Source organism: Paenibacillus sp. FSL R7-0345, assembly GCF_038595055.1.
Classification (GTDB): Bacteria; Bacillota; Bacilli; order Paenibacillales; family Paenibacillaceae; genus Paenibacillus_AQ.
In genome coordinates this window covers 5,564,597-5,577,245 of the sequence record NZ_CP152002.1, presented here as the reverse complement: position 1 = coordinate 5,577,245, position 12,649 = coordinate 5,564,597, and the positions used below count along the sequence as shown (strand labels likewise).

At 53.0% G+C, this 12,649-nt stretch carries 13 protein-coding genes and 1 other annotated feature (1 of these 14 only partly in view); all 13 genes read left to right on the top strand.

The genetic code is table 11. From position 1 onward, the window contains the following. Positions 1 to 91: 91 nt before the first annotated feature. Complete coding sequence (locus tag NST84_RS24045) at positions 92 to 1,276, top strand: glycosyltransferase (protein ID WP_342562626.1); 1,185 nt, start codon at positions 92 to 94, stop codon at positions 1,274 to 1,276. An 85-nt stretch (positions 1,277 to 1,361) separates the two neighbouring features. Next, positions 1,362 to 2,984, top strand: coding sequence for an SPOR domain-containing protein (locus NST84_RS24040; RefSeq protein WP_342562625.1), 1,623 nt, complete (start codon positions 1,362 to 1,364; stop codon positions 2,982 to 2,984). A gap of 635 nt (positions 2,985 to 3,619) precedes the next feature. Next, entirely contained in the window at positions 3,620 to 3,865 is a 246-nt protein-coding gene (locus NST84_RS24035; RefSeq protein WP_068728431.1) for a DUF4321 domain-containing protein, read from the top strand. Positions 3,866 to 3,902: 37 nt separating this feature from the next. Further along, positions 3,903 to 4,511, top strand: coding sequence for a Maf family protein (locus NST84_RS24030; protein ID WP_342562624.1), 609 nt, complete (start codon positions 3,903 to 3,905; stop codon positions 4,509 to 4,511). A gap of 20 nt (positions 4,512 to 4,531) precedes the next feature. After that, complete coding sequence (gene radC / locus NST84_RS24025; RefSeq protein WP_342562623.1) at positions 4,532 to 5,221, top strand: DNA repair protein RadC; 690 nt, start codon at positions 4,532 to 4,534, stop codon at positions 5,219 to 5,221. A gap of 40 nt (positions 5,222 to 5,261) precedes the next feature. After that, complete coding sequence (locus tag NST84_RS24020; protein WP_042199647.1) at positions 5,262 to 6,296, top strand: rod shape-determining protein; 1,035 nt, start codon at positions 5,262 to 5,264, stop codon at positions 6,294 to 6,296. Between the two features lie 58 nt (positions 6,297 to 6,354). After that, positions 6,355 to 7,233, top strand: a complete 879-nt coding sequence (gene mreC / locus NST84_RS24015; protein WP_342562622.1) for a rod shape-determining protein MreC — start codon at positions 6,355 to 6,357, stop codon at positions 7,231 to 7,233. Next, positions 7,233 to 7,763, top strand: a complete 531-nt coding sequence (gene mreD, locus NST84_RS24010; protein ID WP_342562621.1) for a rod shape-determining protein MreD — start codon at positions 7,233 to 7,235, stop codon at positions 7,761 to 7,763. The genes mreC and mreD overlap by 1 nt, the downstream gene beginning before the upstream one ends. A gap of 80 nt (positions 7,764 to 7,843) precedes the next feature. Next, a complete protein-coding gene (gene minC, locus NST84_RS24005; protein WP_342562620.1) occupies positions 7,844 to 8,503 on the top strand; it encodes a septum site-determining protein MinC in 660 nt (219 codons plus the stop codon). 5 nt (positions 8,504 to 8,508) lie between these two features. Then, positions 8,509 to 9,303 (top strand): septum site-determining protein MinD, encoded by a 795-nt coding sequence (minD, locus tag NST84_RS24000; RefSeq protein WP_342562619.1) that lies wholly within the window; start codon positions 8,509 to 8,511, stop codon positions 9,301 to 9,303. 226 nt (positions 9,304 to 9,529) lie between these two features. Continuing rightward, positions 9,530 to 10,384 (top strand): M23 family metallopeptidase, encoded by an 855-nt coding sequence (locus NST84_RS23995; RefSeq protein WP_342562618.1) that lies wholly within the window; start codon positions 9,530 to 9,532, stop codon positions 10,382 to 10,384. Then, positions 10,377 to 11,219, top strand: a complete 843-nt coding sequence (locus tag NST84_RS23990) for a M50 family metallopeptidase (protein WP_342562617.1) — start codon at positions 10,377 to 10,379, stop codon at positions 11,217 to 11,219. Before NST84_RS23995 ends, NST84_RS23990 begins: the two co-directional genes overlap by 8 nt. A gap of 62 nt (positions 11,220 to 11,281) precedes the next feature. Further along, positions 11,282 to 12,523, top strand: coding sequence for an Rne/Rng family ribonuclease (locus NST84_RS23985; RefSeq protein WP_342562616.1), 1,242 nt, complete (start codon positions 11,282 to 11,284; stop codon positions 12,521 to 12,523). 80 nt (positions 12,524 to 12,603) lie between these two features. After that, positions 12,604 to 12,649, top strand: a sequence feature (ribosomal protein L21 leader region) (it continues 40 nt past the right edge of the window).

Here is a 12,649-nt window from a genome sequence, read left to right as displayed (position 1 = left end):
TGTATAGCGGCAGGCTTGGTGATTCCGGCCTGTTTTTCTGCGGCTTGGCTGTCTGCTATATACATTTGCTAGAATCAAGGAGTCGTAAGAGATGAGAGAGAGAATGCTGTACCTTTCCGCCCAGAACCACGGACCGGAGGGAGAGATTGAGGAAGAAGCACGTACAGAAGGCATGATCGGCATCCTGCTGGAGCGGTTTGATATCGATCTGCTGGAATATTGCAGTTACGGACGAAAGACTGAGCTAAGACCGGATCCTGCGCTAAAAATACATTCGGTTACACCTGCGCGAAGACCGCACATCCTTCTTAAGGGTTCACTGAACAAGCTGCGCGGCAGCGCATATCATACCGATACGCATAGAGGCTTGCAGAACGAGATCAGAAGCCTGTGCAAATTCAATGACTACAGTCATGTTTTTATTAACCGGGGCGTACCGGGCAGCTGCGTGGATCTCATATCCTCACTGCTGCCTGAAGCCGTTATCATTACAGATGTGCTGCATCCGGAGAGCCGGCAGTCGGAGGGGAAGGCAGCCGGCAAGCGGGGTCTGAGCAGACGCTATCATATGCTGAATGCAGCGCTGTCACGGCGGGATGAGCGCAGGCTGATGAACAAAACCGGGCTGCTGCTGACTGCGTCTGAGTGGGAGGCTTTATCCTTTAAGGCTTTGTCCTTTGCGGATGCCGGGAAGGTTCATGTGGTACCGCAATTCATTGATCTGGAGGAATACCAGTTCAGCGAGTCTGCCGTGAAGGAAGAGGCCATTGTGCTGCACTGGAATATGCAGACCAGCCAGGGCAAGAATGCTGCGCTGACCTTCCATAAGAGGGTATTTCCGCTGATTAAAGACAAAGTACCGGGCTGCAAATGCTATATTATCGGCGAGGAGATACATCCCGAGGTAACGGCACTGGCTAAGCAGGACTCCTCTGTACAGATTGTGAAAGAAAGTGGTGCTGTGCAAGAATACATACGGCGTTCCAAAGTGGTTGTAGCCTCCATGCGTGAAGGCTGCGGCGGCCAGCTGCGGATTCTGGAGGCATGGGCGCTTCGGACACCCGTAGTTACCGGACTGAAGAGTGCAGAAGGATTGACCTGTGAGCCGGGCCGCAACATTCTGCTGGCCGGTACCACCGGTGAGATGGCTGAACAAGTGCTGAAGCTGCTGCAGACGCCGGAGCTGGGACCAATCATTGCCGATCAGGCGTACAAGACTCTGCAGAAGCATTATGAGGCCAGCAATGTCCGGTCTAAGGTGCTCAGTCTGGTATAAATATATTATTATCCAAAAATAGCATATCCCCCTCCTCTCTATCATATATTCTACTAACGAATTGAAGATAGTGAGGTGTGGGACTTTGAGTAACGGGAAGATGACGTTCCGCTTTGATACAGGTCCGGATAAGGGGAATCATGGGCGGGTCGGGAAAGAGCCGGAAGGACAAGCCGAGGAAAAAAAGGGTCCGGGTTTCGCGCACGGATCACTCGGCACGGCCAGGGATTACGGCGCGGGTAAGGAATATGGAGCGGTTAAGGGGTACGGCACAGCCGGCGAAGACGGTACCGTTCCGGATTATGGGGAAGTTAAGGGTTCCGGTGCGGGGCGGGATTCTGGGATTGATGGTTCGTCCAAGGATTATAGCATAGTGAAGGAATACGGTAGAGCTAAGGATACTTGGGCTGTCATGAGATACAGTAAAAATAAGGAATATGACGTAGTTAAAGACTCCGGTGCTCCGCTGCACAGTTCTGATATTCCTGTAGTCGTCCAGCCGTACAATGTAACTGGCGGATCTAGTGCGCGGGAGCAGTACGGGCATACTTTAGAGGGTATTCTTGAAGCGGAGACACGGACAAGACATTACGGGGACCGGGATGATCCGGGCCGCGGATCAGAGGGTTCAGCGTCCTTTTTCCGCCCGGAGCCGGTGACTGACCTATGGGAAAGAAACCCCCCGCGCCGTAGAGAGGAGCCGGAAACTGCCTCTTGGGAGGAAACACAACCGATCCGTACGGTGGAGGCTGCTCAAGAGAGAGGGTACAGACAAAGTACAGTGTATCCCGAGCTAACGGGAGACGATGACCCGGTGGACTTCGGGGATATCTCCTACTCAGGGCTCAGCTATGGCGGAGGGGGTTCCTATCAGAGCCGCCGGCCTACCCGCTGGTGGAAATTTGCGCTTTCCGTCGCGGGTGCTCTTGGTACAGGGCTGCTGCTGGGATACGCAGCGCTGAATTTTATCAGCGGCGTGAACGACAGCGGCGGCGGGGCTAATCCGGCTGCTGTGCAGACAGCCGGCGGGGGCACTAACGGCCAGCCGGTTGCTGCTGATACCGGCCTGCCGTCTGCCGGGAGCGACGCCGGCCGCATCCCGGTTGCCGTTGCTGCGCAGAGCTATTACATGCTGCAGTACGGGGTATTCAGCTCTCCTGCCGGAGCGCAGCAGGCACAGGAGGAGCTGCTCGCCGCAGGGCTGGCTGCGGGAGCTGATCCTGACGGCGGCAACCGCGTCTATGCGGGAGTGTCGCCTGACCGCGAACAGGCCAAGCTGCTGAGCAGCGGCCTGAAGCATCAGGGGATTGAGCTCTACGTCAGGGAGATGACCCTGCCGGCTATGGAGCAGGCTGCTTTTTCCGGTGACGGTGAGGCGGTGAACCGCTATTTTACAGCCAGTGCGGAGCTGCTGGATGAGCTGAGCAGCCTGTCGGCTTCCTTGTTAAGCAGTGCCGGAGGCGTGCCGGATACCACGGCCGTCAGTGATCTTCACATGCAGTGGGCCGAAGCAGTCAAAGCGCTGGAGCCCGGCCTGAGTGAACAAGGGCAGAGCCTCTGCGCCAGCCTGCAAAAAGCTATGAGCCAGGGCATCGCCGCCCTGAATGAATACAACAAGAACCAGGCGCAGGGCCTGCTCTGGGAAGTGCAGGAATCGATGATGAGCTTCCTTACCGGCCAGAAAACCCTGCTATCCCTGCTTTCTTAAGCTGATGGAGAATCCCCCGGCTGCGGTCACCCGCGGTGCCGGGGGATTTTTGTCTCGGTAAATAGAATAGTATAGAGCTAATAGGGGCTACGCACAGGCCGTATGTGCATGATAATGAGCAAGCTAATGGGGAAAATCCACTTCATTTTGCCACGTGATGCAAACCGGCCTGAATGAAAGACAAAAATGCCTTTGATTCTGGCACATGACGCGAAATGGCCGAAATGAAAGACAAAAATGCCTTTGATTCTGGCACATGACGCGAAATGGCCGAAATGAAAGACAAAAATGCCTTTGATTCTGGCACATGACGCGAAATGGCCGAAATGAAAGGCAAAAATGCCTTTGATTCTAGTACATGATACAAATTGGCCTGAATGAAAGACAAAAATGCCTTAGCTCCGGACGATGGCGCAAATTGCCCTGCATTTTCACGCCTGCGCCAATGAACCAGTAAGGCGAGTCAGCAGACCTCCCGCTGATTTCCGTACTGCCAATCCCTATTTTCTGTGATAAAACTGCCCGCCGGCAGCAGATGTGTGGTAATCATTTCCGCTTGGGATTTTGAGTTTGTATTGAGCCAAGTTTCACCGTATAATAATTAGGGTGTCAAAAAATGGCGAGGGAAGACGTGCATGAAGAAGAAAAATGTAGGAACACTGCTGTTATTTCTTATTCTGGGCTGGCTCGCCGGGGCGTGGATCGCAAAGCTGCTGGAGCCTGTAAAAGCCCTGTCTCTGCTTACCGCTTCGACTGTTCTCTCATGGTCGCCGCAAGCCGATTTGGACATCATTACCTACGACATCACCATTCATTTGAAATTGTGCCTGCTCAGTCTTGCCGGTATGATTACAGCCGTCTGGCTGTACCGCAGGCTGTAGCTTTCAGCTGCTGACTTTAGAAGGGACGTTTATACAAGTGGAGCATGACAACTCACGAATCATTATCCTTGCCTCAGGCTCACCCCGCCGCCGGGAGCTGTTATCCAATCTTGGCCTGCCTTTTGAGGTGCTGGTCAGTGATGCGGATGAAAGTACGCCCGCAGATTACACACCGGAGATGATCGTGCATACCCTGGCTTTGCGCAAGGCAGAAGCCGTATTGCCTGCCGCCGGAGAGCGGAATGCAGTCATTGTCGGCAGCGACACTATTGTCGTGCTGGACGGTAAAGTACTGGGCAAGCCTAAGGATGCGCAGGACAGCCATGCTATGCTGAGCATGCTTCAGGGCCGTACACATAAAGTGTATACCGGCGTAGCCTGCATCGGGCTGCCGGACGGCAGGTCTGAAGTAGCGCACCGGGTAACCTCGGTAACCATGAGATCACTCGGCGAAGACGAAATCTCCGCCTACATAGCGACTGGAGAGCCTGCTGACAAAGCCGGCTCCTATGCGATACAAGGGCTTGGTGCCACACTGGTTGAAGAGATTCACGGCTGCTATTTTAATGTGGTCGGACTACCGCTGTCGCTGCTTGGCGGCATGCTGCCCCGGTTTGGCATATCCGTGCTGGGCCGGCAAGGATAGTACAGGAGAGAGGGATAGGGATGGAGTCGCACACATTTATGCTGCGGGACCTCCCCCATGAAGAACGACCACGAGAGCGCATGATGCATTATGGGGCGGAATCACTCAGCCAGGCGGAACTGCTGGCGATCCTCCTGCGCACGGGAACGCGCCGGGAATCAGCCATTCATATTGCCCAGCAGCTGCTGGGACATTCAGGCGGACTCCGCGGGCTCGCGGATCTCAGCATTGAAGAACTGACGAATATTAAAGGCATCGGCCCTGCCAAGGCGGTGCAACTGAAAGCTGGCATAGAGCTGGGCAGGCGGATGGCGAACTCCAGGCTTACCGAGCCGGTCATCATCCGCAGCCCGCAGGACGCAGCAGAGATTCTGACGGAGCAGCTGCGTTATTTACAGAAGGAACATTTTGTCTGCCTGTTTCTGAATACGAAGAATCATGTAGTATCGCAGGAAACCTTGTCGATGGGGAGTCTTAACGCATCAATCGTGCATCCGCGCGAGGTGTTCCGTGCTGCCATGAAATGCAGCAGTGCTGCGATTATTTGTGCTCATAACCATCCGAGCGGCGATCCAACGCCGAGTCCCGAGGATATTGCCCTGACGTCCAGACTGGTTCAGGCAGGCGAAATTGTCGGAATTGACGTGCTGGATCACCTGATTATCGGCGACAGCCGGTTCGTAAGTTTGAAAGAAAAAGGCTATATGTAATATAATTGTGCAGATTCATTAGGAAAAGGAGAATACAAGCATGTTAGGTGGTTTTACGAAAGATTTAGGGATTGACCTGGGGACAGCGAATACGCTTGTCTATGTACGCGGTAAGGGAATTGTTGTGAGAGAGCCTTCCGTGGTTGCCATTAATACTGATACTAAGACAATTGAAGCGGTAGGCGAATCTGCCAAAAAAATGATCGGACGCACACCTGGCAACATCCGTGCCATCCGTCCGATGAAAGACGGGGTTATTGCTGATTTTGATACGACGGCGACGATGATTAAATATTTTATCCGCCAGGCGCAGAAGCAGCGCTCCATGTTCCAGCGTCACCCGAACGTGATGGTGTGTGTTCCTTCCGGCATCACTGCAGTTGAGCAGCGTGCTGTTGAGGATGCTACCAAGCAGGCAGGCGCGCGCGAAGCCTACATTATCGAAGAACCGTTTGCTGCTGCAATCGGTGCAGATCTTCCGGTATGGGAGCCTACAGGCAGCATGGTGGTGGATATCGGCGGAGGAACAACGGAAGTTGCGGTTATTTCGCTTGGCGGTATTGTAACCAGCCGTTCTGTGCGTGTGGCCGGCGATGAAGCGGATGAGTCAATTATCCAGTACATCAAACGCCAGTATAACCTGATGATCGGTGAACGTACTTCCGAGCAGCTCAAGATGGATGTGGGCTCAGCTCTGCCGCTGGAGAAGGCTGAAACGATGGAAATCCGCGGCCGTGACCTGGTAACCGGGCTGCCTAAGACGCTGACGATCACTTCGGACGAAATTTGCGAAGCCTTGTCGGATACTGTAAATGCAATTGTAGAAGCTGTAAAAGTAACACTGGAGAAATGCCCGCCTGAGCTGGCAGCTGACATCATGGACCGGGGGATTGTACTCACCGGCGGTGGCGCACTGCTGCGCAACCTGGATAAGCTGCTTGCCCGTGAAACGGGAATGCCGGTCATTGTAGCCGAGAATCCGCTGGACTGCGTTGCTATCGGTACAGGCAAGGCACTGGAGAACATTCATCTGTTCAAGAGCCGCAACAATACAGGATTGCGTACGAAACGCTAAGTTATATTGATATTGTGCACATCAACCCTTGATAGGGGTGGAATACGGTTGTTAGAGGGTGTTGAAACTGTTTAAATTGTTTAACAATAAACGTCTGTTCATCCTGCTGATTACACTGGTGATGTTCATCGTGGTCATGGGGTTCAGCCTGGGAACAAGGAAGTCCTTGTCCTGGCCGGAGAACTTCCTTCGCGATACGACCGGATTCGTGCAAAATTTGGTGTACAAGCCCGCTGGTTACGTAGCGGGCTTCTTCCAAGATATAGCGAATTTGCATGATCTGGCTGAAGAAAATGAGCAGCTCAAAATTCTTGCCGCACAGTATGCGCGGGATAAAGCGATTTATAATTTTACCAAAATGCAGAATGAGAATTATAAAGATGAACTTGAATTCCGTGATGCCCAAAAGGTGCTTTATGATTATGAACTGCATATCGCCCAGGTAATCAGCCTGACGACAGAGCCAAGCAACAGTTCGGTTGTTATTGATCTTGGCTCGAAGGACGGCATTAAGCCGAATATGTCTGTGATTTCTGTAGAGGGAATGATCGGTGTCATCAGCCAGGTGAGTAATTTCACCTCGACGGTGAAGCTGATGACAATGATGGACAGTAAAGACCCGAATTCCCAGCCTCCGATTGCCGGGACTGCACTCAACAAAGAGCAGAACAGCTTCGGGATGATCGAGAGCTATGACCCGCAGACCGGCCTGCTGGAAATGAACAAAATCCCTGTAGGCGATCCGATCGCGGTAGGTGATACTGTTATTTCTTCAGGCGGCGGCGGAGTATATCCGCGGGGATTAACCATTGGTACAGTCAAGAGCGTCCAAGAGGGGGCCTACGGATATACATCAACTGCACTGATTGAGCCGAGCGCCAATTTTCAGGACTGGAAGGATCTGTTCGTGGTGTTTACGGAGGAGCGTGCTGAATAGTGAGGATGCGCAGATCAGTACTTGTCCTTTTGTTGTTTCTTCTCTTTATTGTCCAGGGAACGCTTTTGCCCTGGCTGCTGCCGAATGTCTGGGAGATGCGGGTTATTCCCAACCTTGTGTTTATCGTGATCCTGTTTGTAACCATTTATCATCACCGGCATACAGCACTTATACTGGGCTTGTCTTTCGGCATGCTGCATGATGTAGTTTTTTATGGCAGAATTCTCGGAGCCCACTCCTTTGCGATGGGGCTGTCCGCCTATCTTATCGGTCTGATCTTCCAGATTCCACGTGCACCCCTGCCTTTGATGATGACGGTTGTGCTGCTTGGCAGCCTATTAGAAGACAGTATCCTGTTCGGTATTTACAGTGTGTTCAATCTGAACAGGGAGCCTTACAATTGGGCGCTTCTGAATCATATGCTGCCGACAATGCTCTTTCATTTTGCGGTTGGACTGCTTCTATACATTCCCGTACGGCGGCAGCTGGAGCTGCTTAAGAAAGAGACACAGAAGGAAGAGTCAGCATAACCGGGCTCCGCATTTTCTTTCAGGCAAAGCAGGAATTTACCTGATCCGGAACGAATGAATGAGGATGGGGGGACAGGCATATGACAGTTAAATCCAAGCATGTAAGGATTAAGGGCATCAAGGACGGCCTGGTATTCCTGCTAGACGACAAGTGTCCCTTTGAAGACCTTTTAAGCGAGCTGCGCTACAAGCTGGAGCACAGTCATCAGAATATTCTTACCGGACCCATTGTACATGTGGATATCAAACTGGGCAGCCGTCTCGTTACCGAGGAAGATAAAGCGGCCGTCCTGGATATTCTCAAGGGGCAGGGTAATCTGCTGATCCGTTCCATCGATTCGGTTGTCGAGTCTGTAGAGATTGATCAGGATGCCCTGTTTATTATGAGCGGAATCATCCGTTCGGGCCAAGTGGTTCATCATGTCGGTAACCTGCTGTATCTGGGTGATGTCAATCCTGGGGCATCGGTTACCTGTACGGGTGATATTTATATTCTGGGAGCGCTCAGGGGCATTGCCCATGCAGGCGTAGACGGTAATCAGGAGGCGATTATCGCCGCTTCTTTATTAACCCCGACCCAACTGCGGATTGCCGATGTGATCAGCCGGCCTCCGGATGAATGGGGGACACGGGAAAGCAATATGGAATTTGCCTATTTGTCTGATGGTGCTATGCAAATTGACAAAATTCATAATATAGTCAAATTACGTCAGGGTTTAAATGTGTTTAAAGGGGTGTAGCCTCCATGGGAGAAGCGATTGTCGTAACCTCGGGCAAAGGCGGTGTTGGCAAAACGACCACAACAGCCAATATTGGAACCGCACTTGCACTGCAGGGCAAAAAAGTATGTCTGGTTGATACGGATATCGGACTGCGGAATCTGGATGTGGTTATGGGGCTGGAGAACCGGATCATTTATGATCTTGTTGACGTGGCTGAAGGGCGCTGCCGCCTGAACCAGGCGCTGGTCAAGGACAAGCGTTTTGATGAGCTGTATATGCTCCCGGCTGCCCAGACCAAAGATAAGACCTCTGTTACTCCGGAGCAGGTCAAGGATATCATCCTTGAGCTGAAAAAGGAGTACGAATACATCCTGATTGACTGTCCGGCCGGAATCGAACACGGATTCCGCAATGCCATAGCCGGCGCAGACAAGGCCATCGTGGTCACAACTCCGGAGCATGCGGCTGTAAGAGATGCAGACCGGATTATCGGGCTGCTCGAGCAATCCAGTGTGGAGTCACCGAAGCTTATCGTTAACCGGATCCGGCCAGGACTCGTCAAATCCGGGGATATGCTTGATATTGAAGATGTACTGCAGGTGCTGAATATTGATCTGATCGGGATCGTTCCGGACGACGAGCTGGTGATTAAGGCAGCCAATAACGGTGAACCTACCGTCATGAATCCTGACTCCAGCGCCGCCATTGCCTACCGCAATATTGCCCGCCGGATTCTTGGCGACGCCGTTCCGCTAATGCAGCTGGACCGGAAGATGGGCACGTTTAAGAAATTCAAGAAGTTTTTCGGCATGGGCTAACTCTTATTCAGCAATCATAATGAATGAAATGAAAAATCCCGCTGCGGGGCACACTGCGGCGGGATTTTTGTGGTGCAGGCAGATAGGCAGGCCCCTTTGACCGCGATGATCGTTGTGGACCTTTTGCTATACGGTTTTAGCGCATGGTGCCCTCCGGGGGCTTGTTCTAAACAGGTGCGGGCCTCTCATAAACTAGCAGTAAAACAAGCCCGCCGGAGGGATCAGTATGGAACAGAGATCAGGGATCAAAGGACGCCGCGAGGAGCGTATCCGCAGTTTGCTGGATGAGCATACGGAAGCTGCACCGCCACCGCCATATACACTGGAGGATACACCCGGCTATAGGGAGTGGGGCAAGCCGCAGGATGAGCGGGAACCCGGTTACGAGCCGGATCCCGAGCTTCTGTGGAAGCAGAACCGCGGAGGCTGGATGGACGAGGACGGCGGCGGGGGCGGCAGTCCGCGGTTCACTGCCGGGTTTATCCGCAGAGCGGTTGCAAGTGTGCTTGTGTTCGGGGCGGTATGGGGGATTTTTCTCGCCCGGGAACCCTGGGCCGTTAAGGCACAGGCTTTTATTACAGATGCGCTAAGCAATGATATGGATTTTGCGGCTGCACAGGTCTGGTATGAAACCCATTTTAACGGTGCGCCCTCATTTATACCGATCTTTGGGGAGAATGAGGTTCCGGCTGAGAAGGTTAATGCCTCGCATACCCTGAGTGCCCCGCTGGAGGGCAGTGTCCTGCGTTCCTTTGCCGATACTTTATACGGTGTTGAAATTACGTCTAAGACCGATTCAAACGGAAGTGTCACGGTGAAAAGTGTAGATACGGGCCGGGTCCTGTCTGTGTCCAAGGAAGCACAGGGAGGCATCCGGGTCGTTATCCGCCATACAGGCAGCTTAACGGCGGAATACGGGCATTTAAGCGGAACCCGGCTGTCGGCGGATGACTGGGTGGAGAGCGGGGATCCTGTCGGCTGGCTGCAGGAGACGGAGAGCACAGCTGCGCCGCTGCTGTTTTTTGCGGTGAAGAAAGACAAGACTTATATTGATCCTGCCGAAGTGGTATCGTTTGATTAGGGTATTTGGAATACAGCTGTCGCTGCATCCGCTGTTTGTGCTGGTTATGCTTCTTTCCGTTATCACTGGTCAGTTCCTGGAGCTGCTGACATTATTTATAATCGTGTTTATCCACGAAATGGGACATGTATGTGCTGCTCTGCTGAACGGGGTTACGGTGAAGTCTGTCCAGCTGCTGCCTTTTGGCGGGGTAGCTGTTATTGAGGATCATGGACGGCTGAATGCCGGCCGGGAGATTGCCATTGCGCTCGCCGGCCCGCTGCAGAACGGAATTATGATTCTGATTGCGCTCCTCTTACAGCATCTTGGGAACGGGAACAGCGCCTTTATCTCTTATTTTATCCAGGCCAACGCTATCATTGCGCTGTTTAATCTTTTGCCGGTGCTCCCGCTGGACGGAGGTAAGGTAGTTCAGGCTATTCTGAGTATGCTGCTGCCCTATTACTATACCCTGCTCTGGAGCGGAAGGGTGAGCATTGCGGCAAGCGGGCTGGTTATTGCCTATGCGCTGCTGCCGCTGACTGCAGGGGCCGGATTGCGGCTCAACCTGCTTATGATCGGAGCGTTCCTGCTCTATTCCAATACTACAGATCAGCGCAATCTGCCTTACCGCTTTCTGGCGTTTCTGATGAACAGGGAGGCTGCTTATGAACGTCATCTGCGTCTGGGCAGCGCGGCGCAGCCGATAGTTGCTTTTTCCGCGAAACCTTTAGATGATATATTGCGTCTATTTAAACGTAACCATTATCATTTTATTTATGTGATGAATGATGATAACAATGTGGTAGCCGTTGTACCGGAGCAGCGCCTGATTTCCTCCTATTTCGGGAGATAGAGCATGACCCAGGACTGCACAGCGGATGGCGACGAATGAAGATTTAGACCAGAGGTGAAGCCATGAAACAAATGATCGTTCACTGCACGCAGCATGTTACCCGGATGGCACTTCTGGAGAACGGGCGGCTCGTGGAGTATGCGGCTGAACGCGATCAGCAGCAAGGGCTGGTCGGCAGTTATTACAAAGGCCGGGTTATGAATGTTCTGCCAGGCATGCAGGCTGCTTTTGTCGATATCGGACAGAAGAAAAATGCCTTTTTATATGTTGATGATGTCCTTCATCCCCATCTGGAGAAGCAGCCGCAGGTGAAGCCCTCCATTGATACCCTGCTGCAGCCCGGCCAGGAGATTATTGTCCAGGTGCGCAAAGAGCCGCGCGGCGGTAAAGGGGCACGGGTAACCACCCACTATACGCTGCCGGGACGCTGGATGGTGTACATGCCGTTTGCCGAATATGTCGGAGTGTCCAAAAAAATCAGCCGCGAATCCGAACGGAACCGGCTGAAGTCGATCGGCGATCGGCTGCGGCGGCGTGAAGAAGGGCTGATTATGCGGACTGTATCGGAGGATGAGCAGACGGATGCGGTCGAAGGCGATCTTTCCTTCCTGCGGGCGCAATGGGAAATGATTCTCCGCAGGGCAGAGGAAGCATCCGCTCCGGCTCTCCTGCATACTGATCTGAGCATTGTGCAGCGGTTTATCCGCGATGCCTTTAACCCGCAGCGGGATGAGCTGATGATTGACTCGGCTAAAGCGGTGCGGGAAGCAGAGGCCTTTTTGGCTGAAATGGCCCCTGACGGCTATAAGCCGGTCGGCTTCTACCGCGGGCAGGAGTCGATCTTTGCCGCTTACGGCGTGCAGGAGCAGCTGCAGAGAAGCTTCAGCCGCAAGATCGTCCTCGAAGGCGGGGGGACACTGATCTGGGATGAAACAGAAGCGCTCACGGTGATTGATGTGAACACAGCCCAGTATACAGGCGGTTCGACACTGGAAGAAACCGTGACGCAGACGAATCTTCTTGCAGCAGAGGAGATTGGCCGGCTGATCCGGCTGCGTGATACCGGAGGCATTATCATCGTCGATTTTATTGACATGGAGCTGGAAGAGCACCGCCGTCAGGTGCTGGAACGGCTGGAGCGTGTGATCTGCAATGACCGTACCAAGACACATATTCTGGGCTGGACACAGCTTGGCCTGCTGGAAATGACCCGTAAAAAGGCAAGGCATGACGAAGCAAGCTTTGCCCCGGTAATCTGCCAGTGCTGCGGAGGGACAGGCAAAGTCGGTGCCTGGCTGGAGTAAATAAATTCAGCTTCTATCGTTGACTATAGTAGATAAGTATGATAATATCTTCAAGTGTGTGTTTGGTTATCCTAATCTTGCACATGCTGTAACCGCTCCGATCGGGTACATAAGCGCAGTTCCTCC

Bases quoted from the DNA above. Each gene is read 5' to 3' on its own strand.
- NST84_RS24045 (WP_342562626.1), top strand. From the start codon at position 92: ATGAGAGAGAGAATGCTGTACCTTTCCGCCCAGAACCACGGACCGGAG.
- NST84_RS24035 (WP_068728431.1), top strand. From the start codon at position 3,620: ATGAAGAAGAAAAATGTAGGAACACTGCTGTTATTTCTTATTCTGGGC.
- radC (WP_342562623.1), top strand. From the start codon at position 4,532: ATGGAGTCGCACACATTTATGCTGCGGGACCTCCCCCATGAAGAACGA.
- NST84_RS24020 (WP_042199647.1), top strand. From the start codon at position 5,262: ATGTTAGGTGGTTTTACGAAAGATTTAGGGATTGACCTGGGGACAGCG.
- minC (WP_342562620.1), top strand. From the start codon at position 7,844: ATGACAGTTAAATCCAAGCATGTAAGGATTAAGGGCATCAAGGACGGC.
- minD (WP_342562619.1), top strand. From the start codon at position 8,509: ATGGGAGAAGCGATTGTCGTAACCTCGGGCAAAGGCGGTGTTGGCAAA.
- NST84_RS23995 (WP_342562618.1), top strand. From the start codon at position 9,530: ATGGAACAGAGATCAGGGATCAAAGGACGCCGCGAGGAGCGTATCCGC.
- NST84_RS23985 (WP_342562616.1), top strand. From the start codon at position 11,282: ATGAAACAAATGATCGTTCACTGCACGCAGCATGTTACCCGGATGGCA.